The sequence below is a fragment of the Klebsiella sp. HMSC09D12 genome, assembly GCF_001808475.1.
Lineage (GTDB): Bacteria > Pseudomonadota > Gammaproteobacteria > Enterobacterales > Enterobacteriaceae > Klebsiella > Klebsiella oxytoca.
Map to the genome: position 1 here is coordinate 53,603 of NZ_KV793383.1, position 25,809 is coordinate 79,411.

The 25,809-nt window shown below is 53.9% G+C and carries 22 protein-coding genes and 1 tRNA gene; 7 read left to right on the forward strand and 16 right to left on the reverse strand.

Going from position 1 to position 25,809, the window contains the following annotated elements:
* Positions 1–140 precede the first annotated feature (140 nt).
* On the forward strand, positions 141–881 hold the full coding sequence (gene dpaA / locus HMPREF3178_RS01755; protein ID WP_004099152.1) for a peptidoglycan meso-diaminopimelic acid protein amidase: 741 nt from the start codon (positions 141–143) through the stop codon (positions 879–881).
* Here dpaA and HMPREF3178_RS01760 read toward each other — a convergent pair.
* Positions 852–1,619 (reverse strand): class II glutamine amidotransferase, encoded by a 768-nt coding sequence (locus HMPREF3178_RS01760; RefSeq protein WP_004099151.1) that lies wholly within the window; start codon positions 1,617–1,619, stop codon positions 852–854. The two genes, dpaA and HMPREF3178_RS01760, sit on opposite strands and share 30 nt — an antisense overlap.
* Positions 1,620–1,828: 209 nt before the next feature.
* Positions 1,829–2,410 (reverse strand): D-sedoheptulose 7-phosphate isomerase, encoded by a 582-nt coding sequence (gene lpcA / locus HMPREF3178_RS01765; protein WP_004099149.1) that lies wholly within the window; start codon positions 2,408–2,410, stop codon positions 1,829–1,831.
* A gap of 238 nt (positions 2,411–2,648) precedes the next feature.
* On the opposite strand from lpcA, the gene fadE reads away from it, so the two are divergent.
* Together fadE and HMPREF3178_RS01775 are read left to right on the forward strand one after the other, a co-directional pair.
* Positions 2,649–5,093 carry an acyl-CoA dehydrogenase FadE gene (gene fadE / locus HMPREF3178_RS01770; protein WP_017146580.1) on the forward strand — a complete coding sequence of 815 codons (2,445 nt, stop codon included), beginning with the start codon at positions 2,649–2,651 and terminating at the stop codon, positions 5,091–5,093.
* 179 nt (positions 5,094–5,272) lie between these two features.
* The gene (locus tag HMPREF3178_RS01775) at positions 5,273–6,043 is read left to right on the forward strand and encodes an amidohydrolase (protein ID WP_004099144.1); all 771 of its coding nucleotides are present in this window, start codon (positions 5,273–5,275) and stop codon (positions 6,041–6,043) included.
* Between the two features lie 211 nt (positions 6,044–6,254).
* On the opposite strand, the gene HMPREF3178_RS01780 is transcribed toward HMPREF3178_RS01775, so the two are convergent.
* Positions 6,255–6,331 (reverse strand) — tRNA-Asp (locus tag HMPREF3178_RS01780).
* A 132-nt stretch (positions 6,332–6,463) separates the two neighbouring features.
* Positions 6,464–7,195, reverse strand: a complete 732-nt coding sequence (gene dnaQ, locus HMPREF3178_RS01785; protein ID WP_085955793.1) for a DNA polymerase III subunit epsilon — start codon at positions 7,193–7,195, stop codon at positions 6,464–6,466.
* A gap of 65 nt (positions 7,196–7,260) precedes the next feature.
* On the opposite strand from dnaQ, the gene rnhA reads away from it, so the two are divergent.
* The gene (gene rnhA, locus HMPREF3178_RS01790) at positions 7,261–7,728 is read left to right on the forward strand and encodes a ribonuclease HI (protein WP_004099142.1); all 468 of its coding nucleotides are present in this window, start codon (positions 7,261–7,263) and stop codon (positions 7,726–7,728) included.
* 2 nt (positions 7,729–7,730) lie between these two features.
* Here the strand turns inward: rnhA and HMPREF3178_RS01795 are convergent, their stop codons facing one another.
* On the reverse strand, positions 7,731–8,447 hold the full coding sequence (locus HMPREF3178_RS01795; RefSeq protein ID WP_004110768.1) for a class I SAM-dependent methyltransferase: 717 nt from the start codon (positions 8,445–8,447) through the stop codon (positions 7,731–7,733).
* Positions 8,448–8,479: 32 nt separating this feature from the next.
* On the opposite strand from HMPREF3178_RS01795, the gene gloB reads away from it, so the two are divergent.
* Together gloB and mltD are read left to right on the forward strand one after the other, a co-directional pair.
* Positions 8,480–9,235 carry a hydroxyacylglutathione hydrolase gene (gene gloB, locus HMPREF3178_RS01800; protein WP_017146581.1) on the forward strand — a complete coding sequence of 252 codons (756 nt, stop codon included), beginning with the start codon at positions 8,480–8,482 and terminating at the stop codon, positions 9,233–9,235.
* 71 nt (positions 9,236–9,306) lie between these two features.
* On the forward strand, positions 9,307–10,674 hold the full coding sequence (gene mltD / locus HMPREF3178_RS01805; RefSeq protein WP_004099139.1) for a murein transglycosylase D: 1,368 nt from the start codon (positions 9,307–9,309) through the stop codon (positions 10,672–10,674).
* 54 nt (positions 10,675–10,728) lie between these two features.
* Here the strand turns inward: mltD and HMPREF3178_RS01810 are convergent, their stop codons facing one another.
* From HMPREF3178_RS01810 to HMPREF3178_RS01820, 3 genes are all read right to left on the reverse strand, one after another.
* Positions 10,729–11,499, reverse strand: a complete 771-nt coding sequence (locus HMPREF3178_RS01810; RefSeq protein ID WP_017146582.1) for a class I SAM-dependent methyltransferase — start codon at positions 11,497–11,499, stop codon at positions 10,729–10,731.
* Between the two features lie 85 nt (positions 11,500–11,584).
* Positions 11,585–12,382, reverse strand: coding sequence for an endonuclease/exonuclease/phosphatase family protein (locus HMPREF3178_RS01815; RefSeq protein ID WP_024359141.1), 798 nt, complete (start codon positions 12,380–12,382; stop codon positions 11,585–11,587).
* Positions 12,383–12,485: 103 nt separating this feature from the next.
* On the reverse strand, positions 12,486–13,676 hold the full coding sequence (locus HMPREF3178_RS01820; RefSeq protein WP_017146583.1) for an MFS transporter: 1,191 nt from the start codon (positions 13,674–13,676) through the stop codon (positions 12,486–12,488).
* A gap of 104 nt (positions 13,677–13,780) precedes the next feature.
* On the opposite strand from HMPREF3178_RS01820, the gene yafC reads away from it, so the two are divergent.
* Positions 13,781–14,683 (forward strand): DNA-binding transcriptional regulator YafC, encoded by a 903-nt coding sequence (gene yafC, locus HMPREF3178_RS01825; RefSeq protein ID WP_004099134.1) that lies wholly within the window; start codon positions 13,781–13,783, stop codon positions 14,681–14,683.
* A gap of 29 nt (positions 14,684–14,712) precedes the next feature.
* Here yafC and dkgB read toward each other — a convergent pair whose 3' ends face one another.
* The 8 genes from dkgB to tssB form a co-directional block, all read right to left on the reverse strand.
* Positions 14,713–15,516 (reverse strand): 2,5-didehydrogluconate reductase DkgB, encoded by an 804-nt coding sequence (dkgB, locus tag HMPREF3178_RS01830; RefSeq protein ID WP_016809616.1) that lies wholly within the window; start codon positions 15,514–15,516, stop codon positions 14,713–14,715.
* A 182-nt stretch (positions 15,517–15,698) separates the two neighbouring features.
* Positions 15,699–17,060 carry a VasL domain-containing protein gene (locus tag HMPREF3178_RS01835; RefSeq protein ID WP_017146584.1) on the reverse strand — a complete coding sequence of 454 codons (1,362 nt, stop codon included), beginning with the start codon at positions 17,058–17,060 and terminating at the stop codon, positions 15,699–15,701.
* Positions 17,061–17,396: 336 nt separating this feature from the next.
* The gene (gene tssA, locus HMPREF3178_RS01840; RefSeq protein WP_017146585.1) at positions 17,397–19,001 is read right to left on the reverse strand and encodes a type VI secretion system protein TssA; all 1,605 of its coding nucleotides are present in this window, start codon (positions 18,999–19,001) and stop codon (positions 17,397–17,399) included.
* A gap of 165 nt (positions 19,002–19,166) precedes the next feature.
* On the reverse strand, positions 19,167–21,800 hold the full coding sequence (gene tssH / locus HMPREF3178_RS01845) for a type VI secretion system ATPase TssH (protein ID WP_070584976.1): 2,634 nt from the start codon (positions 21,798–21,800) through the stop codon (positions 19,167–19,169).
* A 188-nt stretch (positions 21,801–21,988) separates the two neighbouring features.
* Positions 21,989–22,480 (reverse strand): Hcp family type VI secretion system effector, encoded by a 492-nt coding sequence (locus tag HMPREF3178_RS01850; RefSeq protein ID WP_004099111.1) that lies wholly within the window; start codon positions 22,478–22,480, stop codon positions 21,989–21,991.
* 17 nt (positions 22,481–22,497) lie between these two features.
* Positions 22,498–22,701: a hypothetical protein gene (locus HMPREF3178_RS30680; RefSeq protein WP_023320361.1), complete on the reverse strand. Its 204-nt coding sequence runs from the start codon at positions 22,699–22,701 to the stop codon at positions 22,498–22,500.
* Positions 22,702–22,839: 138 nt separating this feature from the next.
* Positions 22,840–24,372 carry a type VI secretion system contractile sheath large subunit gene (gene tssC, locus HMPREF3178_RS01855; RefSeq protein ID WP_023320360.1) on the reverse strand — a complete coding sequence of 511 codons (1,533 nt, stop codon included), beginning with the start codon at positions 24,370–24,372 and terminating at the stop codon, positions 22,840–22,842.
* 65 nt (positions 24,373–24,437) lie between these two features.
* On the reverse strand, positions 24,438–24,926 hold the full coding sequence (gene tssB / locus HMPREF3178_RS01860; protein ID WP_017146587.1) for a type VI secretion system contractile sheath small subunit: 489 nt from the start codon (positions 24,924–24,926) through the stop codon (positions 24,438–24,440).
* Between the last annotated feature and the right edge of the window lie 883 nt (positions 24,927–25,809).

The window sequence follows — 25,809 nt, forward strand, 5'->3', positions numbered from 1 at the left end:
AGACGTAAACGCAGCACGTCGTGCTTGCGAAAAAATGCCGTGATGCTAATGTGAGCGCTCTAAAACCAGAATACTCTGATTTCGGGTCTCTCTTGCCGTCCTGGCAATGTGGTTATTTGTTTTATCAAGGAACAAGTAGTATGCGCAAAATCGCATTATTTATTGCGATGCTTCTGTTGCCATGCGTTTCATTCGCAGGGCTACTTAGCAGTAACAGCTCGACAACGCCGATGAGCAAAGAGTATAAGCAGCAGCTCATGGGCTCGCCGGTCTACATTGAGATCTTTAAAGAAGAGCGCATGCTCGATCTTTACGTCAAGATGGGCGAAACCTGGCAGCTTCTCGACAGCTACCGCATTTGTAACTACTCCGGCGGTCTCGGGCCAAAGCAGCGTCAGGGCGACTTCAAAAGCCCGGAAGGTTTTTACAATGTTTCCCGTAACCAGTTAAAACCCGATAGTCGTTTCTATAAAGCGATCAATATCGGCTTTCCGAACGCCTACGATCGCGCGCATGGTTACGAAGGCAAATATCTGATGATTCACGGCGCCTGCGTATCGGTCGGCTGCTACGCCATGACCGATACCGGCATTGACGAGATTTTCCAGTTCGTCACCGGCGCCTTAGTTTTTGGTCAGCCCAACGTTCAGGTGAGTATTTATCCTTTCCGCATGACCGATGCCAACATGGCGCGCCACAAGTTTTCCTACTTCGCGGATTTCTGGAAGCAGCTGAAACCCGGGTATGATTACTTCCGCCTGACGCACAAGCCGCCGGTGGTTTCCGTAGTCGATGGCCGCTACGTAGTGAGCAAACCGCTCAGCCACGAAGTCGTTCAGCCACAGCTTGCTTCAAACTACACGGTCCCCGAGGCAAAATAGCGCCCACTCGCCTGGCATGATTTTATGCCAGGTTTCGTTACCGGTCAGCGGCTGGGTGGCGATAACGGTGACCACATCATTCGGTGTGGTCTCGCGTTGAAAGTCAATCTCGACATCCTGATCCAGCAGCGTCGCTACGCCAAACGGCGCCCGTCGCGTAATCCAGTATAAATTCGTTGAGCAAAACGCCATGACGTAGCGCCCATCGGAGAGCAGCATGTTAAACACGCCTTTTTCACGCAGCTCCCCGGCGAGCGTGGCGATAAACCGGAAAACCTCAACCATGTCTCCCGGCATTTCCGGATAGCGTTCGGTGATGCTATGTAGCAGCCAGCAGAACGCCTTTTCGCTATCGGTTTCCCCGACAGGATACAGATTTCCCGTCTCGAGAGACTCATACCCCTCCAGCTGGCCGTTGTGCGCATAGGTCCAGTTACGTCCCCAGAGTTCGCGGGTAAAGGGATGAGTATTTTCCAGCGCGACAATACCGCGGTTGGCCTGACGAATATGGGCGATAACCGAGCAGGATTTAATGGGGTATTCCTGCACCAGCTTAGCGATGGGCGATTGAAAGCTCGGCTGCGGATCTTTAAATGTGCGACAACCTTTACCTTCATAAAAGGTAATTCCCCAGCCGTCCTTATGCGGCCCGGTTCCGCCACCGCGCTGAACCAGCCCGGTAAAGCTGAAACAAATATCAGTTGGCACATTCGCGCTCATCCCGAGCAGTTCGCACATAGATCACCTCATACCACTTACTGAAACATAAAAGGCGTTATTGGTGCAGTCAGTTTGGACACGGCCAGCGCACAGAAACCGGAGCGTACTTCATGTACGTGAGGATGATTCGCTACGCTCACCCTCCGGGCCGCCCTGAAGGGCGTTCAAAACTCGGTGAGTTTTGTCTGAGCACTGACCGGGTTCAAAATGGCTAACAAAATAGCCTCTTAAGCTTTAACCATCTCTTTTTCGATCAGCATAATCAGGATATGAATCACTTTAATATGGATTTCCTGAATGCGGTCGGCATAACCAAAATGCGGTACGCGGATTTCAACGTCCGCAGAGCCTGCCATTTTACCGCCGTCTTTACCGGTCAGGGTAATAACTTTCATGCCCTGAGCGCGGGCAGCTTCGATCGCTTTGATGACGTTACCAGAATTTCCGGAAGTGGAGATCCCCAGCAGTACGTCCCCTGCACGCCCCACAGATTCCACATAGCGCGAGAAAACATATTCATAGCCAAAATCATTACTCACGCAAGAAAGGTGGCTCACGTCTGAAATCGCAATGGCCGGATAGCCGGGGCGATTTTCACGATAGCGCCCGGTCAGCTCTTCCGCAAAGTGCATCGCATCGCAGTGCGAACCGCCATTACCGCAGGAGAGCACCTTACCGCCGGCCTTAAAGCTATCCGCCAGCAGCACCGCTGCGCGCTGAATCGCATGGATATTGGCTTCGTCCTGCAGAAAATTGGCCAGCGTTTCGGCGGCTTCGTTCAGTTCGTTACGAATAAGATCCTGGTACATGAGGATAATCCTTCAGTATGGGTGGGATAACCCAGGCAGTTTACCGGATAGCCGGCGAAGCGAGAAGCCGCAGGCGCGGTTATCCTCTGGCGTTTTGCTTTTATGTGCCGCAATTCCGTACAACAATGTGAGCAAGGTTGTAATTATTTTGTAAACACATTGCTAAAACAAATTACATCCACTACAACCATATCATCACAAGTGGTCAGACCTCCTACAAGACAGGGAGCATTTCTCTATGATGATTTTGAGTATTGTTGCAACCGTTGTTTTACTCGGTGCGCTCTTCTATCACCGAATCAGTCTGCTGCTCAGCAGCGCGATTTTGCTGCTCTGGACCGCCGCGCTCGGCGTTGCAGGGCTGTGGAATATCTGGCTGCTGGTCCCGCTGGCCATTCTTTTACTGCCGTTCAATTTTGCGCCGATGCGCAAATCTATGATTTCAGTGCCAGCCTTCCGCGCTTTCCGTAAGGTCATGCCGCCGATGTCGCGTACCGAGAAAGAAGCAATTGATGCCGGGACAACATGGTGGGAAGGCGATCTGTTCCGCGGCAATCCCGACTGGCAGAAACTGCACAACTACCCGCAGCCGCGCCTGACTGCCGAAGAACAAGCCTTTATTGACGGCCCGGTTGAAGAAGCCTGCCGAATGGCGAACGACTTCGAAATCACTCACGAAATGGCGGATCTGCCGCCGGAGCTGTGGGCTTATCTGAAAGAGCATCGCTTCTTTGCGATGATCATTAAGAAAGAGTACGGCGGGCTGGAGTTCTCCGCTTATGCACAGGCTCGCGTTCTGCAAAAGTTGTCGGGCGTCTCCGGTATTCTGGCGATTACCGTCGGCGTGCCTAACTCATTAGGCCCGGGCGAGCTGCTGCAGCATTACGGTACGGAAGAACAGAAAAATCACTATCTGCCACGCCTGGCTCGCGGCCAGGAAATTCCCTGCTTCGCGCTGACCAGCCCGGAAGCGGGTTCAGATGCCGGCGCGATTCCGGATACCGGCGTGGTCTGCATGGGCGAATGGCAAGGCCAGCAGGTGCTGGGTATGCGTCTGACCTGGAACAAACGCTATATTACGCTTGCCCCTATCGCCACCGTGCTGGGGCTGGCATTTAAACTCTCCGACCCCGACCGTCTGCTGGGAGGTGAAGAAGAGCTGGGTATTACCTGCGCCCTCATCCCGACAACCACGCCGGGCGTTGAGATCGGTCGTCGTCATTTCCCGCTGAACGTTCCATTCCAGAATGGTCCGACCCAGGGAAAAGATATTTTCGTTCCTATCGACTACATTATCGGCGGCCCAACCATGGCCGGCCAGGGCTGGCGGATGCTCGTTGAGTGCTTATCCGTAGGTCGCGGTATCACCCTGCCATCGAACGCCACCGGCGGCCTGAAGTCTGTCGCCATGGCCACCGGCGCCTATGCGCACATTCGCCGCCAGTTCAAAATCTCCATCGGTAAAATGGAAGGGATCGAAGAACCGCTGGCGCGTATTGCAGGCAACGCCTACGTAATGGATGCTGCCGCCTCGTTGATTACCTACGGCATTATGCTTGGCGAAAAACCTGCGGTACTGTCGGCAATCGTGAAGTACCACTGTACCCACCGCGGCCAGCGCTCGATCATCGATGCAATGGATATTACCGGTGGTAAAGGCATTATGCTCGGCAGCGGAAACTTCCTGGCGCGGGCTTATCAGGGCGCGCCAATCGCCATCACCGTTGAAGGCGCGAATATTCTTACCCGCAGCATGATGATCTTCGGCCAGGGGGCGATTCGTTGCCATCCATACGTGCTGGATGAAATGGCGGCGGCGCAGAATAACGACGTTAACGCTTTCGATAAGCTGCTGTTTAAACACATCGGCCACGTAGGAAGCAACAAGGTACGCAGTTTCTGGCTGGGCCTGACTCGCGGCCTTACCAGCAGCTCGCCGACCCGCGATGCCACTCGTCGCTACTATCAGCATATGAACCGCCTGAGCGCCAACCTGGCTCTGCTGTCCGATGTCTCAATGGCGGTACTGGGCGGTAGTCTGAAGCGTCGTGAAAGAATTTCTGCGCGTCTGGGCGATGTGCTGAGCCAGCTCTACCTGGCGTCGGCGGTCCTGAAACGCTATGACGATGAAGGGCGTAACGAAGCGGACTTACCGCTGGTGCACTGGGGGGTGCAGGATGCGCTGTATCAGGCCGAGCAGGCGATTGACGATCTGTTGGTGAACTTCCCGAATCGTCTGGTAGCGGGCGCGCTTCGCGTGGCTATCTTCCCGACCGGACGTCATTACCTGGCGCCTTCAGACAAGCTGGATCATAAAGTCGCGAAAATCCTGCAGGTTCCGAGCGCGACGCGTTCTCGTATCGGCCGCGGTCAGTATCTGACGCCGAGCGAGCATAACCCGGTCGGTCTGCTGGAGGAAGCGCTGCTTGATGTGATGGCGGCAGATCCTATCCACCAGCGTATCTGTAAAGAGCTGGGCAAGAATCTGTCCTTTACCCGACTTGATGAACTGGCCCGTAACGCGCTGGCAAAGGGGTTAATCAATCAGGACGAGGCGGACATCCTGGTCCGTGCTGAAACCAGCCGTCTGCGCAGTATTAACGTCGACGACTTCGCCCCGGATGAACTGGCGACCCGACCGGTAAAGCTGCCGGAGAAGGTTCGCAAGATTGAAGCGGCCTAAAACTAAAAAATAATCACATCACGATCGAGGCGGGCCTCCCGCCTCTCTTTTTTCTGGCAGTTCTCCATAAGCGATATCCCGTCCTGTCATTTCTTTGACAAACTATTCCGTGAGCCCTCCGCCTGCTGATATGGTGTTAAAGTATTTATCATTCCTTTCACAACGCTGGAGTTACCACCGTGCCCGGACTGAAAATTACCCTTTTACAACAACCGCTGGTGTGGATGGACGGTCCCGCCAACCTGCGTCATTTCGATCGTCAACTGGAAGGGATTACCGGGCGGGACCTCATTGTTTTACCCGAAATGTTCACCACCGGTTTCGCGATGGAGGCGGCAAAACAGTCGCTATCGCAAGAGGAAGTGGTTGCCTGGATGGGAGCTAAAGCCGCGCAAACCAATGCGCTGATTGCCGGCAGCGCGGCGCTGCAAACGGAACGCGGGCCCGTTAACCGTTTTTTGCTGGTGGAGCCCGAGGGTAAAATCCATTTCTATGATAAACGACATCTGTTCCGCATGGCGGATGAACATCACCATTACCAGGCGGGTAACGAACGGGTCATTTTTGCATGGCGCGGCTGGAGGATCCTGCCGCTGGTGTGCTACGACCTGCGCTTCCCGGTCTGGTCGCGCAATCATAACGACTACGATTTAGCGCTGTATGTTGCCAACTGGCCCGCACCACGCTCAACGCACTGGCAGTCGCTACTGGTGGCCAGGGCTATCGAAAATCAGGCTTATGTTGCCGGATGCAATCGCGTCGGTACCGACGGCAATGGCCACCATTACCGGGGCGACAGTCGGATAATTACGCCGCAGGGCGAAATTATCGCCACCGCCGAGCCGCATCAGGCCACTCGCCTTGACGCAGAGCTTTCATTGACGGCGCTGAACGAGTATCGCGAGAAGTTTCCAGCCTGGCAGGATGCCGACCCCTTCACGCTCAATTAAAGACCGCATATCAGGGAGCCTGTGCTCCCTTTCTTTATGCCTTAAACCCCCGCGATAACGCGCCCCTGAGACCCCAGAGAAAACTCACGCTGCTCAGAGCAAAAGCGTTAATGCGGCATACCGCTCGCTGGCGAAAAGAGGGAAGAGTAATGATTCAGCAGGCTAAAACGACGAAAGCCTGAATCATTTCTGATTCAGGCTTTCTGAATAGTGGCGGAACGGACGGGACTCGAACCCGCGACCCCCTGCGTGACAGGCAGGTATTCTAACCGACTGAACTACCGCTCCACATACTGTTCCGTTGGGAACGAGGCGAATATTACGGTTTCCCCTCTACTCCGTCAACGCTTTTTCTTCATTTTTGAATCGCTTGCTGCAAAAATCACCCATCAGATTATTTTTAACGCGTTTACTGCACAATCATGCCCGCCACAGGCAGCTTCCGCCTTTCTTTTGTACCAGATCGAGGCGGGATTCATGGTTCACCAGCTCTTCATCAGTGGCATAAACTACGCGTAGCTTACTGGCTGCCCGGACAACGCGCTGTATTCCCGTATCTCCGGCCTGCCGCTGCCCTTCCCCTTCCATAGAGAAAGCCATCGTCGTCTGACCGCCGGTCATCATCAGATAAACATCGGCCAGAATCTGGGCATCGAGCAGAGCCCCATGGAGCGTTCGCTTGCTGTTATCTATTTCATAACGCGAGCAAAGAGCATCAAGGCTATTGCGCTTGCCCGGGAACATCTTACGCGCCAGGGCCAGGCTGTCGGTCACCTTGCAAAAAGTATCGGTCTTCGGAATTCCGCGATTCAGCTTGCTAAATTCATAGTCCATAAAGCCGATATCGAACGATGCGTTATGGATGACCAGCTCCGCGCCGCGGATGTAATCGAGAAACTCATCGACAACATCGCCAAACACGGGCTTATCCATGAGGAATTCGTCCGCAATACCGTGGACGCCAAAAGCTTCAGGGTCCACCAGGCGATCCGGCTTAAGATAGACGTGGAAGTTGTTCCCGGTCAGGCGGCGGTTGATCACCTCTACCGCGCCGATCTCGATTATCTTGTGCCCCTCATAGTGCGCACCAATCTGATTCATACCGGTGGTTTCGGTATCGAGAACGATCTGTCGTGTAATTGCAGTGCTCATAGCGGTCATTTATGTCAGACTTACCGTTTTACGTATCGATTTCAATTACAGGAAGTCTACCAGAGATGCTCAAACAGGTAGAAATTTTCACCGATGGTTCCTGCCTGGGCAATCCAGGCCCCGGCGGCTACGGTGCAATTTTACGCTATCGCGGAAAAGAAAAAACCTTTAGCGAAGGCTTTAACCTCACGACGAATAACCGCATGGAGATGATGGCCGCCATCGTCGCCCTCGAAGCGCTGAAAGAACATTGCGAAGTGATCCTCAGTACCGACAGCCAGTATGTGCGTCAGGGTATTACTCAGTGGATCCACAACTGGAAAAAGCGCGGCTGGAAAACGGCGGACAAAAAACCAGTTAAAAATGTCGATCTCTGGCAGCGCCTGGACGCTGCGCTGGGTCAACACAAAATAAAATGGGAGTGGGTCAAAGGCCACGCGGGGCATCCGGAAAACGAACGCTGCGACGAACTGGCGCGCGCGGCCGCCTCTCATCCCACCCGGGATGATACCGGTTATCTGGCAGAGCGCTAATTTTACCCCTTGCGCCACTGACGTGTGGCGCCCACCGCCTGCGGTATCCGTTTTTTTGCTTTGCCCGATTTCATCGGGTTTAGCGTCAAGGGGATCGTACGTTTACGGGCAATAATGAGCTGTAAACATCCTAAAGCAGGTAAATGGGTGCTGAGCATTTTCCCCCCGTGACGAGACCAGGGAAGGACCTGGTAGCAACCGTGATGCATCACTTCAAAATTCAGCAGCGCCAGCCAGTCCATCTGACGCGTTAAAGTAAACATGCGGCTGTTATAGGGGGGCTTATTGCGCAAGACCGGCACCAGCTTGCGTAATCCCATCAGGCTCATGGGGTTAAAACTGGTCAAAATGATCCAGCCATCGTCAATCAGCACTCTGTCTGCTTCCCGCAGCAGTCGATGCGGATCGCTACACCAGGGTAAGGTATGCGCCAGCAGGCAGGCATCAACCGACTTCTCGGCAAAAGGCAAATGCAGCGGATCGGCCTTTACCTGCACGGGATTACCCTGTAAAGAGACATTCACCTGATGGGAAATCGCGCAGGACTCCGTATTGATTTCCGCGCTCAGATTGCCAATCTTAAGTAAATGAAAGCCATATAATTTAGCCAGCCACGGTTTCATCTGCCGTTCCAGCGATTCGCGGTAGTATTCGCCCCAGGGCATGCTGGACCAGTGCTCTGGCGCTGTAACTGTCTGAGGTATCCTTGCCGGCTTCATCGCAACCTTCCGCTACGCTTTAGAGGTAATTTATGAATCTTATCAGTATTCCCGCATTTCAGGACAACTACATCTGGGTTCTCAGTGAAGATAGCGGCCGCTGTCTGATAGTCGACCCGGGAGAAGCCGCGCCGGTGCTCGCCGCGATAGAACAAAACCGCTGGCAGCCGGAAGCCATCTTCTTAACGCATCACCATCACGACCACGTTGGCGGCGTAAAACAACTCTGTGAAAAATTCCCGGCAATAGCGGTTTACGGACCGGCAGAAACCCAGGATAAGGGAGCAACCTGCATCGTAAAGGACGGAGAAAGCCTGTCCGTTTTGGGCCGCGAATTTTCTATTTTTGCTACGCCAGGTCACACTTTAGGACACATCTGTTTCTACAGTAAACCTTATCTATTTTGTGGCGATACAATGTTTTCCGGCGGCTGCGGCAGACTCTTTGAAGGCACACCAGACCAGATGTATCAATCATTTAACAAGATTAACGCCCTTCCTGATGAAACGGTAATATGTTGCGCACATGAGTACACTTTAGCAAATATGAAGTTTGCAATGAGCATCTTGCCCCATGATAAGGATATAAATGATTACTATCGCAAAGTTAATGAGTTACGCGCAAAAAAACAAAAGACACTACCCGTAACTCTGAAAAATGAACGTCGTATAAATTTATTTTTACGTACAGATGATCATGATTTAATTGAAGAAATAAACAAAGAAACAAATTTGCAACACTCTGTTCAGAGATTTGCGTGGTTAAGGTCAAAGAAAGACGACTTCTGAGATTTAATTCTTGTCTTCGGGGGACTTCACCGTTATCCTTGCTCGTCTTTTAAGCAACTATTGACACACACATGAAGGCACGAGCGATTTTACTCGCCTCTGTCCTGCTGGTGGGGTGCCAGGCGTCTAAGAACGATGGCACCGTACAACAGCACGCACAGAGCCTTTCTGCAGCGAGTCAAGGGGAAGCAAGCAAGTTCACAAGTCGAGCGCGCTGGTTAGATGATGGAACCTTCTACGCGCAAGACCAGGATCTGTGGACTTCGATAGGCGACGAGCTAAAGATGGGAATTCCGGAAAACGTCCGGATTCGCGAACAAAAACAGAAGTATTTAAGAAATAAGAGCTATCTCCACGATGTAACTTTACGGGCAGAGCCGTATATGTACTGGATAGCCGGGCAAGTTAAGAAACGTAACATGCCGATGGAACTGGTATTACTACCCATAGTGGAGAGCGCTTTTGACCCGCACGCAACGTCTGGCGCCAATGCCGCAGGCATCTGGCAGATCATTCCGAGCACCGGGCGCAATTATGGTTTGAAACAGACCCGCAGTTACGATGCGCGTCGTGACATCGTTGCCTCAACCACGGCAGCGTTAAACATGATGCAACGTCTGAACAAAATGTTCGACGGCGACTGGTTGTTAACCGTTGCGGCGTATAACAGCGGCGAAGGCCGGGTCATGAAGGCGATCAAAGCGAACAAAGCGCGTGGTAAACCCACCGATTTCTGGTCGCTGTCTTTGCCGCATGAAACCAAAATATACGTACCGAAAATGCTGGCCCTGAGCGATATCCTCAAGAACAGCAAGCGCTACGGCGTGAGGCTGCCGACGGCAGACGAAAGCCGGGCTCTGGCGCGCGTACGTCTCGACAGCCCGGTTGAGATTTCACAGTTAGCCGATATGGCAGGAATGCCGGTCAGCAAGCTGAAGACCTTCAATGCTGGCGTCAAAGGATCAACCCTGGGCGCGAATGGGCCAAACTACGTGCTGGTGCCGCAGAAGCACGCCGCACAGCTGCGCGAATCGTTGGCTTCCGGCGATATTGCAGCCGTGCAGCCGACGCTGCTGGCTGACAACAAGCCGTTAACCAGCCGTAGCTACAAGGTGCGTTCCGGCGATACGATTTCCGGCATTGCGTCGCGTCTCGGCGTATCAACCAAAGATCTGCAGCAGTGGAACGGTATTCGCGGTTCTAACCTGAAGGTTGGTCAGAATCTGGTGATTGGCGCAGGCAGCAGCGCCGAGCGTCTGGCTAACAACAGCGATAGCATCACTTATCGCGTGCGCAAAGGCGACTCCCTGTCGAGCATTGCGAAACGCCATGGCGTCAACATTCGTGATGTCATGCGCTGGAATAGCGATACTGGCAACCTGAAGCCCGGCGATCAGCTGACGCTGTTCGTAAAAAACAGCGACAGACCAGAATCCTGATGATTCATCAGGCATGATAAAGGCACCCATGCGGTGCCTTTTTTTATCCCGGCGTCAGGCCGCCTTGTGGGCCTCAAACATAATCGTATCGCTGGTGAACGAACCATCGTGCTGCAGGGCAAAATAGGCCTTAACCTCAGCCGATGCGCTCTCCTGATATAAGCGAATCGCTTCCGCCAGCGCCGCTGGCGTTCGCATGCGCGCAATCCATGAGCCAAACTCCAGCGGCAAGCGGTCGGTCAGCAGATGATTAATCACCAGACCCGCCTCACTCGTCATTGCCAGCCATTCGCCGCTGGAATAGTTGCGGACATGGGAAGTATCGCGCAGGGCCTCAACGGTCTGCAGCCAGACGTCGCGAACCGGATGCCCGGGCGACATCACATCCATAATAATCATTACTCCGCCCGGCTTCAGCACTCGCTTCACTTCACGCAGCGCCAGACCGACATCGTGCCAGTGATGCGCAGAATAACGACTGATCGCTACATCAAAGCTGGCGTCAGCGAAAGGCAAAGACTCGGCATATCCCTGCTGAGTGGTAAAATTAGCAAAACCTTTATCACGTGCGGCCTGAGCCACAACGTCCAGCATCTGGCTGGATAAATCATACGCCGTCACCTGTGCAACCTGCCCTGCCGCCGCAAAGCTGGCGTGGCCGGCGCCGCATCCCATATCCAGCACGTGCGCTTGAGGAAAATCCGCCAGCCTTTCGGCCAGACGTTGCAGATCGCGCCCGGAGGCGTGTACGGCGCTGGTCAGGTAGGCGCTGGCCTGTGAGCCAAACTGCATTTCTACATGGTCATGATGAGAGCGTGTTGTCATTGCATTGTCCTTCGGTTTTTTTGAGTAATAAAGGCAGCACCATGCATACGCAGGCCTGCCCCGTGGCAGGCCTGACATACCTTAATTAATCAGGCTTGCCGGGACTGAATTCGACTAGTAGAGGGTTGTGGTCGGAGGCACGCGTCACCAGTACGGAAGCATCGTGTACGCTTAACCCACGATAGAAGACAAAATCAAGCGGGCGGCCAAACGTACGGCGGCGCTGATCGTCAGAGAAACGAACTTCGCGCAGCGACATTTCGCGCGCAAAGCGGTACAGGGCATTCATTCGCGGGCGGCTCCAGGCATTAAAGTCGCCTGCCATAATCACCGGCCCGCTGTGATGGGCGATCTGATCGCCAATCGGCAGCAGCTGCTTGCTGTAGACATCGACGCCAAGGCTGAAGTTAACCGCATGAATATTGACCACCATCAGCAGGCGGGAATCCGGTAACGGATACACGGTCACTAATGCCGACTTCGCCAACCGCAGGATAGGCTCGCGTTCACGCAGAGGACAACAGTAGATAGGATGCGCAGAGGCTAACGTCATCACGCCGGAAGGATGCTGGGGCAGCACCAGTGCCGGAACCTGATCCGCTGCAAGGTAGTTGGACGTGGCAAACTTCACTAATTCAGGTGTAGTTTGCGCTTCCTGTAACAACACCAGGTGCGCATCTTTACCAAAGTTGTTAAGAACTGATTTCCACTCGGCGCGCTGCTGCTTGAAGATGTTCCACACCAGTACGCGGATTTTTTCATCCGAACTTAACGGTACTCCCGCCGGAAAAGCCGGAGTCATGCCTGCAAACGACCCCGGAGGTAAAATTCTCTCCGCAGGCTGTCCGGCGACATAGCGCATGGCATAGGTATTCTTTCGCAATTTAGGCATCAAACCTCGATAACAGGAAACCAGCCCGACTGCAGCTGGTTCTTCTGTTATAGGGATTTTTGTAGACACTTTCAATGCAATTTGCCAGAAACCTTTAGCCTTCTACGCCAGGGCCGTTAGCGCGAAGCCCTGGCTTATCAAGCCGGCCGCTAATTCCGACCAGTAAGAGCGCCACCAGCACAATCAGAGCGCCGATCCACGGCGTCTGGGCCAGACCATAATGCGCTACGATCTGCCCGCCAATCACCGAACCTAACGCAATGCCAATGTTAAATGCTGCAATATTCAGGCCAGAGGCAACGTCAACCGCGCCAGGAGTGTATTGCTCCGCGTTCTGCACCACGTACACCTGCAGTCCCGGAACGTTGCCAAAAGCAAAGATCCCCATCACCAAAACCGTCGCCAGGGCAGCATAATGCGCACTGGCCGTAAATTGAAAGATCGCCAGTAGCGCAGCCAGGGCGGCAAAAATCAGCTTCAGCGCGGGCACGGCGCCATGTTTATCCGCCAGCCTTCCGCCCCATACGTTACCTATCGCCACTGAAACACCATAGCCCAGAAGGATCCAGCTGACGGCCGATGGGCTAAATCCGGCAAGATCCTGCATCATCGGCGCCAGGAAGGTAAATGCCGTAAATACGCCGCCATACCCCAGAGCAGTGATCGCGTAGATAATCAGTAAACGCGGATGGGTCAGAACCTTAAGCTGAGCGCGCAGACCCGCGCTGACGCGGCCCGGAATGTTACCAGGCACCAGAATAAGGCTGCTCATTAACGCGATTACGCCAAGAATAGACACGGCCAGGAATGTTTCACGCCAGCCAAAGTGTTGGCCAATGAAGGTGCCTAACGGCACGCCGGTCACCAGCGCAACGGTTAACCCGCCGAACATCATCGCAATCGCCGAGGCCGCTTTCTCCTTCGCGACCAGACTGGTCGCAATTGTCGAACCGATCGAAAAGAATACCCCATGCGCCAGCCCGGTCAGCAGGCGCGCCAGAACCAGAGTCTCGTAACCCGGCGCCTGCCATGCCAGCAGATTGCCAGCGGTAAACAGCGCCATTAACGCCAGCAGTAGCTGCTTACGCGGCATACGCCCGGTCAGCGCGGTGAGCACAGGAGCCCCTATCGCTACGCCCAACGCATAGATAGAAACCAGCAGCCCTGCAGAGGGTAGCGAAATAGCTAGTTGCTCAGCGATGTCAGGCACCAGGCCCACAATGACAAATTCAGTCGTGCCAATCGCAAAGGCACCGATAGTTAAGGCAAGTAGCGCCAGCGGCATAATGTACTCCGTATCAACAGGATTAAGATGACACGTAGTATGAAGAGATGTTTTAATAACAAAAATAGCCAAAGTATCAATAGAATTTTGCCACAGGTGCAACAATGAGAGCTACCTCAGAAGAAATCGCCATTTTTGTCGCCGTGGTAGAGAGCGGCAGTTTTAGTCGCGCTGCCGAACAGCTTGGTCAGGCTAATTCCGCCGTCAGCCGGGCGGTAAAAAAGCTGGAGTCAAAGCTCGGCGTCAGCCTGCTTAACCGTACTACCCGCCAGCTAAGCCTGACCGAAGAGGGCGAGCGTTATTTCCGCCGAGTGCAGGTTGTGCTTCAGGAGATGGCCGCCGCCGAAAATGAGCTTCTGGAGAGCCGAACGACGCCAAGAGGATTACTTCGCGTTGATGCCGCGACGCCGGTGATATTGCATTTTCTGATGCCTTTGATCAGGCCCTTCCGTGAGCGCTACCCGGAAATGAGCCTTTCGCTGGTCTCGTCAGAGACCTTTATCAATCTGATTGAGCGGAAAGTGGACGTCGCGATCCGCGCCGGCACGCTAACCGATTCCAGCCTGCGCGCCCGGCCGCTGTTCAATAGCTACCGCAAAATTATCGCCTCGCCGGACTATCTTGCCCGGCACGGAACGCCGCAAAGCGTCGCCGAGCTAAAACATCATCAGTGCCTCGGCTTTAGCGAGCCCGTATCCCTGAATACCTGGCCAGTTTCCTGCTGCGATGGCCAACTGCTGGAAATCGAAAGCGAGATATCTTCCAATAGCGGGGAAACGCTCAAGCAGCTGTGTCTGGCCGGTAACGGTATAGCCTGTCTGTCGGACTATATGGTGGATAAAGAAATTGCTGAAGGGGCGTTTGTCGAACTGCTGGCTGACAAACGGCTGCCGATTGAAATGCCGTTTAGCGCGGTGTACTACAGCGACAGGGCGGTAAGCACGCGGATCAGGGCTTTTATCGACTTTCTTAGTGAGCATGTAAAACAGCTCCCGCAGGAGCTGTAAGAGGGTTGTAGAGTACAGAGGGGGTTAGCTTAATCCCATTCAGGCGCCAGACCTTCGGGGCTAACCAGACGATCGTGACAGTCCAGCGCGGCGATCGCCAGGCGATCGTCTTCATCAAGCTGCAGCTCCTGAGCTTTCAGGTTGCTTGCCAGGTTTTCGCGCCTGGTCGAAGATGGGATCACCGCATAGCCTTCACCCATTGCCCACGCGAGGATAACCTGCGCCGGAGTGGCATTATGTTTCGCCGCAATCCGGGCAATGGCTTCATCTTTTAACGCCTTACCATAAGCCAGAGTCATATAAGAGGTAATGTGGATGCCATGCTCAGAGGCCCAATCGACGACCTTACGATTTTGCAAATAAGGTGACAGTTCAATCTGATTGGTCGCGATATTCTCTACCCCAACGGCAGCAATGGCGCGCTCCATCAGCGGAATAGTGAAGTTAGAGATACCAATCTGGCGAGTCAGTCCCTGACGTTTCGCCTCCAGCAGAGCAGCCATGTACTCTTCCACGGCAACCGCATCGTTTGGCGACGGCCAGTGGATCAGCGTGAGATCGACATATTCGGTGCGCAGCTTCTGCAGACTCTCTTTCAGGCTTGCGATGAGCTTATCTTTGCTTAAATTTTCAATCCAGATCTTGGTGGTGATGAACAGTTCATCGCGCGCGACGCCGCTTTCTGCGATAGCCTGGCCCACGGCCGCTTCATTGTCATAGATTTGCGCGGTATCAATGGCGCGATAGCCCAGCTCAAGCGCTGTTTTTACAGATGCGATCACTACGTCATCTTTCAGACGGAAGGTCCCAAGACCAAATGCAGGGATTGTCATGATTTTCCTCATTATTTATCTATAGCGGTTAATGAGATACATTATGACCAACGAGAGGATCGAGAAAAAGATCGTTTAACGCAGAGGATTTTTGCTAAAACAGCAATAATCAAATGGCGGGCTGAAAAAATCCTGGGCCAACTTTTCCCGTCTGTTTTTACTCTACCGCAGCCGACATCCTACTACTGAGGGTTCGGTTTCACTTCCGTGCTATCCAGCAAAATAGCGTAGCGGCTTAGCAACTGCTTAAAATGGAAATCAATCTGCATTTGCAGCACCGGTGAGAGACTTCCGGCTCGTACCTGAGCCTCCAGTTGCCTGAGCTGTTCTTCCAGCGGCGGCGTCTGTAACAGCTGCCGGATGCTGAAAATTGCCGATTTCAACTCAGAAGCAGTCATATACCGCCCCTTGCGTTCATCCAGCGCATCCAGCCTTAGTGAAAGCTGCCGTAGCTTCGCCTGCGCCTGGGCATAGCGCTGTAATTCAGGCACCGGCAGCGCGCTGGCTTCCCGCTGCTTGCGCCACTCGGCCCTCATCGCCTTAATTTGCGAATTATTCGGCCAGCGGCGTTCAAGGGCCAGGAGCAGCGCCTCTTCCTGGCGCAGGGGCCACAGCGGCGGCAGGTCATTCAGCCTCTTCAGCTGCGCGCGGGTCGTCGCCATTCCCTGCGCCCAGCTCAGCATCTGGTTGCCATCCCTCTCCGGCGCTGAGGGCAACGCCAACACCGACGTCGCGGTCTGTGCCTCCCGTAGGCCCATTTCTGGCGGGTTCAGCCATGACCAACCCCAGAAACCGCAACCTCCCAGGCAAACCATTGTCAGCATCCCGGCGATAAAGCCGGGCCATACCCGCCGCTGGCGAGGACTCTCCGTAGTTTTCTTCAATAACAAGCTTTCGTCATGCTTTCGCGATGCCTGCGCTTCAGCGGTTTTTTTGGCCCCATTTTTTACATCTCTCGGCCAGGGGCGCTCCCTGGCGATTTTCTTCGCCGCCGTTTTTTCGCCCTGCGGCGCCAGCCGCTCCAGGCGCATCGCCGCATTTCGCAACTGAACGGCCAGTTGCTCCAGTTTTGACATATGCCAGACCTCGCACCGCCGCAGCACGTTCTCTATTTCCGTCAGGTGCTGGCTGCAGTGGTTAATCTGCGCCAGATCCTGATACTGAAGATCCTGCGCGCGCAGCGCCTGCTTCATCTTCTCGGCAAGCCACGCCAGCAGCGCGATCCTTGAATGGACCTGCAGCGGCCAGAAATCTCCCCAGCGCTGGTTTATCAATGCCGCGAGGGCATCCAGAGCGTCCACCATTCCTGCTATCCCATACTGCCGGGTCCTCGCCAGCGCGTAACAGACCAGCGTTTGCAACTCCACGCCGTTTTGCCGAAACAGAGCCAGACTCAGGCTCTCTACCCTGCCCCAGTCCACATCCGGCCGCGCCGGATGCGTAAGTTTGCCTATTTCGGCCTGCAGTTCGCCGGCCTCCCGAAAGGTACAGGGATCGCCGCCCGTGCGGAACGGGCTGATAAATGAAGAGTGCGGCGTCTTCATATACGCTCCTGTTGCTGCAAATAATGCATAATCGCCCGGCAATAGTGAGTACATTGCATATTATGACTCCCTGAAAGAAGCCGCCGATCCTTTTCACTGCCCTGAGCTCGCGGCCATTCATGATTGAAATTAAACGTCGGCATTGGGTTTAACGAAGCGATTTCCATACTATTTTTATCCTTTAGCGGAAACAGCCGCTGCTTGCTATTTATCTTCTCAATGGCGCGCGGTCAGGGTAAGCCGGGCATAGTCTCTGTCGGCTTCTTATCGGTAGCGTATTTCGGCTTTGCAATAACGTCAGGATTGGCGCCTTTAAACTCGATACCGGGTGAGTTCTCAGTCTTTATATTGCGTATCACAAAGTACTGCCGCCCGCGCAGGATCCATCGCCACCAGCGCCGCCAGCAGATTTTCCATTTTCCGCGCCAGATGGGCTTTATCTGCATAGCGGTGCGCCCGCAGGCGCAGCAGCTTCAGCTGTCGTGCCGTGACTTCGAAAATTAACTCCGGCTCCCATTGTGTCAACGTCAGCCCCTGCGCAGCGCCATGCAGCTCTTCCAGCAGCAGCAGCGCCATTTCGCTTTTACCGTACTGCTCCGCTATGCGAGCCATCAACAGACGCAACAGCAAACGCTGGCGTGCCGTGACGATCCCCGCACGGGACTGGAGCCAGCCCAGCGCAGCATCAACGCCCTCGCGGTCCGCCAGCGCCAGCGCCTCCGGTTCCAGCGCCAGCACATCGTTGTCCGGCTCTTCCACCGGGGCCGTTGGCGTCCTGCTAAGCCAGTTCCCCTCATCTTGCGGCAGCACCTGCCGGGTAATCCAACTGCGGGTCACCTCATCGGCAAACGGCGTGCCGTCGTTCCACGCCAGGCTCTCCAGCCCAGGTAAACGCTCAAGCAACAGCATCAGGTCCTGGCGGATAATTGCCGTCCACTTGTCCCACGGCGCGCCCGCTTTGCCCAGCGCCTGATACAAATACCATTGAATATCAAACCAGAAATGATTGACCCCGGCGCTGAACATCAGGTCGGCCTGTTCCAGCAGCTCGGTCCAGTTCTGTTGCGAGTACAACCGTTTAAGCTGAGTACGTGACTCGCTACGCGGCGGAGCCAGTCGGGTTCTGCCATCCACATCAGGCGGCAGTTCATGCACGGTGTCCCAGCGCAGAGTTTTCATCAACCGATGCGCCGCCAGCCAGCCCTGCGGCTGCGCGTTCAGGTAGCGGGCCAGCGCTTTTGCCTGATCCAGCAGGTCGCGCCCGGAACTGATGGACTGTATCTGTAGCGAATTTGTCGGAGGTGAAGCGGTTGCCGCGCTGTTCTGCGGCACCACCGCGCTCATCCCGCCCGACTGCGCCAGCCGCGACTCCAGCGCCTGGATCAGCGGTATCAGGGACGGCGGCTGTTGTTCTTCCGGCCATGTAGAAAAAGAAGCGTCCAGCAGATTGAGAGCCGCGACAATATTGGCAAAGTCTTCTTTTGCCACTTCCGGGTAACGCGCCAGGCTGTCGAGTATCTTTTCGCCAGTTAACCATTCCAGCGCCATTTTCCGGCCCGCCGGACGAGAGGGAAGCAGTTGCGTCCCGAAGCGCTGCACCAGCCCGGCCAGTAGGGCGAGACCTTCCGCTAATCCGCGTTCGCCGTCGCGGTGCAATCGCGCCCAGATATAGCAGGTGGCGATGCGTACATCTTTTGCCTGAGTGAGCAGCAGGGATTCCGCAAGCTGACAAATCAGAGCGGTATCCGCGCCGGAAAGCTTATTCAGCTCGTCGCGCATCAGCTGGAAATCGTCGTGGTAGACGGGGTCTCTCCCGACCGGAGACTCCGTCGTCACTGGCAGCAGCCACGTCTGCCACAGCGCCGCCTGTTGTTGTCCCGCCTCAAGCGCATTCCGATCGGGAAAACAGCTGCGGGTTAACTGCTGCAGTAATTCACTCATTCGCATCGCCCCCTCACTTAGGCTATCGGTTATGATTTTTTCCGGTCCGGAATATTTTCCCGGCGAGGGGAAGGCTTGCATCACTATCGGCCATGACGGGTTTCGGGATGAACGGGAAACGGCAGTCGTAACGCCCAGAGCACAGCGCATTCATCGCCATCCCCGTTATTCCGTATCTAATTCCAGTACGATACCGTCCTCTTGACTCCAGCCGAGCGCCAGCAGCCTGGGTTGCCGTCGCGCCGCCTGATTCGCCAGCAGCTGCTGGCTCAGTACAGGCAGAATCTGCTGGTTCAGTAAGCTGTCGATATTACGCGCCCCGGTATCCGGCAGCAGACAGGAGGAGGCCAGTTGATCGTAAAGACTGGCCCCGATCACCGTCTCCATACCGTAATGTTCGCGCAGGCGGCGGCTCACTGCCGCCAGCTTCATTTCCACAATGGACCGCATCGCCTCCCACCCGAGAGGGCGGTAAATTACCGTTTGGAAACGCGCCAGCAGCGCAGGCTGGAAGTGCTCCCGCAACAGCGGATACAGCAGTTCCTGCAGATCCCCGTCCGTGGCCGCCGGCCTCTTTTCCAGCAGTTGTATAATGTGATCGCTTCCGAGATTAGCGGTCATCAGGATAATGGTGTTGCGAAAGTCGATTTCCCTGCCTTCCCCATCGCGCATAAAACCGCGATCGAACACCTGGTAAAAAAGGTTCATGACGTCGCGGTGCGCCTTTTCTACCTCGTCGAGCAGAACCAGACTATACGGACGTTTTCTGACGGCTTCCGTCAATACGCCACCCTGGCCGAAGCCAACATAACCCGGCGGCGCTCCCTTGAGCTGAGAAACCGTATGTGGTTCCTGATACTCTGAGAGATTGATGGTAATAAGCGACTTTTCGCCGCCGAACAGCGCATCCGCCATCGCCAGCGCAGTTTCGGTCTTACCGGTGCCGCCAGGACCGGTCAGCAGAAATACGCCCTGCGGGCCATTTTCCGGCGTGAGCCCGGTTTTTGCCGCCCGCAACCGCTGCGCAATAGCCTTTAGCGCACCATCCTGGCCTACCACCCGCCTGGCGAGCATCTGTTCCATATTCAGCAGCTCGCTCTGCTCATCTTTCAGCAGGGAAGTGAGCGGTACGCCGGTCCAGTCAGCTACGACGGTAGCGACGGCCCGGGCATCCACATCCAGCGCCAGCAATGGCGTTAATCCCTGTTGCTGTAGCAGCTGCTGTTGTAGTTGAGGTAACCGTTCACTGTCCGGACTTTCCCGGCGTAGCGCTATAATCTGCTGCACCAGCGCTTTTTCTTGTTGGTACTGATACTCCAGCTGATCCGCCTTTTGCTGGAGTTGATCCCGCTGGTCGGCGAGCTCTGCCAGTCGAGCCTGCGCGGATGCAGGATAAAACGCGCGATCCTTTTCAAGCGCCTTCTGCTCAATATCCAGCGCGGCCAGATGTCCCTGAAGCTGAGTTAACGGCTCCGGCAGGGTATCAAGACTCATCCGGACACGCGCCCCGGCAGTGTCCAGCAGATCTACCGCCTTGTCAGGCAGCTGGCGTCCGGACAAATAACGCCGTGACAGACGTACCGCGGCCTGAATGGCGCTATCCTGGATGTGCACCCCATGGTGCTCCGCGTAGTAGGTCTTCAGCCCGCGCAGCATCAGGCAGGCCGTGTCGTCATCAGGCTCGTCCACTTTGACCAATTGAAAACGGCGGTCCAGAGCGGCATCGCGCTCAAAATATTGTTTGTACTCGCTCCAGGTCGTCGCTGCGATAGTGCGTAGCTCACCGCGGGCCAAAGCAGGTTTCAGTAAATTAGCCGCATCTGCGCCGCCCGCAGGATTTCCCGCGCCGATGATAGTATGGGCTTCATCGATAAACAGCAGCACCGGCTCCGGCGATGCCTGCACCGCGTCGATGACGTTTTTTAGCCGCTGCTCGAATTCCCCCTTAACGCCAGCCCCTGCCTGTAGCAGCCCCAGATCCAGCGAGTGAATATGCACGATTTTCAGGCTATCCGGCACGTTGCCATCTACAATACGCAGCGCCAGCCCTTCCACCAGCGCGGTTTTGCCGACGCCAGGCTCGCCCACAAGCAGCGGATTGTTCTTGCGACGGCGCGACAGAATATCCACCATCTGGCGGATCTCAACATCGCGGCCGAACACCGGATCGATCTGGCCCATCCGGGCCTTTTCTGTAATATTCGCGGTGTAACGTTTAAGGACCGCTCGATGCGCATCATCTTGTCTATCATCCGCCGCAAGCGCAGAAGAATTTGCACTTATATCTTCCGCCAGCGGTTCGCCAGCCTGCCTTTGCCGTACCGGACACTCTTCCGACTGCTCGTCCAGTAGCGCGCGCAGCCGCCCTAACTGGACGCGACCCACGCTCAACAACACCCACAGATCGTCGCAAGCCAGCAGTTCGGGCTTCTCCGTCAGCGCCATCAGCAAGTGCTGACTACGGATCTGCGGCTCGTTGCTCTCCAGCGAAGCGAACAACCATGCCTGCGTCATCAGCGCCGTCAGGCGTCCAGAAAGCTGCGGACGCTCACGTACCGAGCGTGGAAGCGTTTCAAGATGCCCCAGCAACGCTTGCCAGAGAATCTCCATATCCCACTCATAGCGCCGGGCAACGACGGTGATATCCCCTTCTCCCTGTTCCAGCAGCTTCAACAACCAGTGCTCAATAGTAATCTCGGCGTGAGCGCGGGTCTGGCACAGCGATGCGGCGGCGTCCAGCGCGCGGGCGCAGAACGGGTTGAGGCGGCGTAGCAGTGCAGCTGGCTGGTTTACGGTCATAGATATCCCTTCTTCAATGTAGTGATTTTTCCTTTACTGAATCCTGTTCAGGCACGCTACCGCCCGTAGCCGTAACCCTGTGCCTGGCAGGTTTCTGTCAGAATGTGATAGGGTTTGCCCCACCGGAAGGACCGGCTTATCAGCAAATACGCATAAAAAAGCAGACAGTTGCCTGTCTGCCGCGGTTATCAGGCCGAAGGACGTTCATTCCATGCATCGGAATGAATGATGTTTCCGTCCTTGTAGGTCCAGGTAATCTTTTCGTAACGGAATTCGATACGCTCCAGATGATTGTGCCTCTCGCGCGCAGGATCCTTAATGTCGTGCATCAGCGGAGCCACTCTGACCAGCTTGACGTTATCCAGCGTAATGTTGAAATACTCAACTTCCTGACCGGCGTCATTTATCCGGTAAAACTTGAACTCTGCCGTTTTCAGAGTCTGACCCGTCGTGACGGCCTTGTAGAGATACGGGCTGGATACGTCGATTTCCTTAGTGAAGGTAAATGGCTTATGGGTACGGGTGCCGGTCAGTTTGCCGGTATTGTTATCCGTCGGGATATACACATCGTGGTCCAGCGCCACGACCTCGATGCTGCCCTCACGTCCCTGTACGTCTACGGAACCTTTGATATCCGCGCCACCGTCATCTTTCAGCCAAAGGTAAGCAGGTATTGCCATGAGAATTACTCTCCTTGTTAGTGTGATTGAGGTACCGCCGCCTCCGACGGTATGTTCTGCTCCGCGCCCACCGTATTCTCTTCCGCACGCGTATTCAGGTCGCAAGCAGAAGAGAGCCCATCTGATACTTCCGTACCATCAACGTATCGTTGGGGAAACACAGGCGCAGGAATGGCATCTTTAAGTTTTTTCAACGCCAGCACCGCGCTATCTAACGCCACAGCAGCCACTCCGATGGAGGGCAGATGGCGAGTTGAGCAATGCCATTATTACTGAAGGTTTCCCAACGAAACGCCGCTGAGAGGAAGGTCGATCTCCTCAGCCCGCAGCAGACGAGAGGTTTTCATCGCGCCGGCGGCTTACGATTTAGCCTTCGGCATTTGCGATACCAGCGACAGGCTGATATCCATTCCTTCAATCTGAAAATGCGGCACGGCATAAAGCCTGATACGGAAGAAGCCCGGATTGTCCTCAATATCTTCCACAACCACTTTTCCATCGCGTAGCGGGTGCGATGCCTGAAGCGCATCACCAGGATCGGTCATTTCCGTCACCAGGTTACGCAGCCAGGTATTAAGCTCCAGTTCCAGCAAACGTCGGTCTTTGGTGGTACCGATATTCTCGCGCTGAATAATCTTCAGATAGTGCGCAATTCGCGACAGCAGGAAGACATACGGCAGGCGGGCATTAATGCGGCTGTTAGCGGTGGCATCCGCCGTCTCATACAGCGCCGGTTTCTGTGCCGAGTTAGCCGAAAAGAAGCATGCGTAATCACGATTTTTGTAATAAGAGAGTGGAATAAATCCAAGGTTGGCAAATTCGAATTCACGGGTCTCCGGGATCATCACCTCCGAGGGGATCTTGATCTGATTGCCGGTACCGAGGTCGTAAAGATGGATCGGTAAATCGGTGACTGCTCCCCCCGCCTGCGGTCCACGAATTTGTACGCACCAGCCGTTGTTAACAAAGCTTTTCACCATATTCGCCGCAAAGGCGAATGACGCGTTGGTCCAGAGATATTTTTCGTGATCGGGCCCTTTCACCTCTTCCACATAGTTGAAACTGCGGACGGGAATCGTATCCGGGCCATACGGCAGACGGCCAAGTACACGGGGCATTACAAGACCGATATAGCGGGAATCATCTGTGTCGCGAAAACTTTTCCATTTGATATATTCGGCACGATCGAAATAACTACCGATATCTTTTATGGCAGCCACCTCTTCCATTGAGTTTTTAAGGAAGAATTCAGGTCCGACGGAACCAATAAACGGCATATGCGAAGCCGCGGCCACACGAGAGATATTACGCAGCAACGCGATGTCCTGCGGGCTGTTATCAAACTCATAGCTGGAAATCACTGAGGCTATTGGCTCGCCGCCGGGAGTGTCATATTCCTGCACATAAGTGTGGTGATAAAGCCCGCTCTGGACAATTTCCGGCGCATCATCAAAGTCCTGACGTAAGTCTTCCTTGCTGACATCCAGAAGCTCAATTTTGGTATTCTTTCGAGGGTCGGTTCGCTGGACGAGAAACCACAGGCCGCGCCAGAGCGATTCGAGCGCCTGAAAGTCCGGGTGGTGCATCACGGCATCCAGCTGCTGGCTGATTTTTCGATCCAGCTCGCTGATATGGAAATCCAGCAGTGATTTATCTAACTTTTCAACATTTTTTCCGGATTTCGCCACGCAGGAAAGCAGTACCTGAATGGCTGCAGAGACCCTCTCCTCCGTTGATGCTTCCGCCATTGCTTCACTATCTTGCCACTCTCCGAGTTGTTTCAGAGAAGAAACCGGCGTCAGGTGAATTTTTTTAAACAGAGACTGATAAACATTTTCTCTGGTCACAGCCTGCGCCTGCGCTACCGGTGCGTCATGTTCTTGTACAGACATCAGCATGCCCTCCTCTTCATTTCCTTGATGAACCGTATTTATTCCGGTCGTTGTCCATTACTTTTTTACGGTGCGAGTGCCGTTAGCTCTGCGCGTAGTTCACTACTCATCGCAGGATCTTTCATAATCTTTTCCAGTTCACGACGGAACTCGACGTTATCCAGCAAGTTGGATTTGAGATCGCGTAGTAAATTACGCATAGAAATCAATGCACGAAGCGATGGGATATTGCGAGCAACCTGTTCTGGTTCAAAATCTTTGACGCTACCAAAGTTAAGTTTAATATTTTCTACCCGGGCTTCTCCTGACAGAGTGCTTTCGACCAGCAAATCGACCGTAGGTAAGAGTTCAGCCATTACGCTATCAAAATTGTTTTTATTGATATTTATTTTATTTCTTTCAGATAAAGACCGTTGTTCGTTTCCGTTACTAAAATCACCTACCGCAAGTAACTTTAACGGTAACTCGCTTTTCTTTCCCGCCCCGCCAGTGTGAAGATCCAATTGAAGATTAACTCGAGATTTTGGCACCTCATTTTGAAAACTGTTACCCATATTACTCCTCCTCAGGATATATACCCACCAGAAAGTGAGCAAAAACAAAATATCACCTCACCAATACAAATTGCAATAATTGAAGATAGATGCACTACGGTCTCGATTAATATTATACTTGCAAAGAAGTCTTTATATATCACAGAAAGCTCTCAACTAAAACAAACTTCAAAAACCTTCACAATTAAAAAATACCACTTAAAAAACAAAGGGATTAACTATGATTCATATGAATTTATAGTACTCCATCTCATTCTTAAAGTTCTTAACATGAAATTCAATGCTAGCTGACCACTCTGAAAAATATATTTTCACTCCATTAAATAATAACCATAAACGCTAATAAATGATAAAAATCACATTAATGAATCAGTTCATCATCGTAATATAATAAACATTTAAGCGAAATATATTCCCGGGATAGATATATCAAACGTTATTAAAATTAGAAAAGATAGTTCCATTTTAAATCATTCTGTATTAAATGAATAAAATGATGCAGCCTGATACCAAATAACAGCTTCGAGGACCACGAATGTTCCGCCGGAAAGAGCCCCTGAAGCGGCGACAAAAAGTAAAAAGGCCGGAGAACATATCTGTGTTCTCCGGCCTTGCAAGCGGCGATCGTTGTACGATGACAGACACATTATGATTGGCGATCCGCCTGCCTGACAGACTGCCGGGCCTGTAATTTTTCAGCCCGCGTTAAGCGTTAAGCGTTAAGCGTTAAGCGTTAAGCGTTAATGATAGATTGTCGTAGATGTAATCTGCAATTACTTTAGGTCCAACAACGATCTGCATACAAAAACAAAAAAACCGCAAGTCACGTCAATGACTTGCGGTTCTATGTAATAAGTGGCGGAACGGACGGGACTCGAACCCG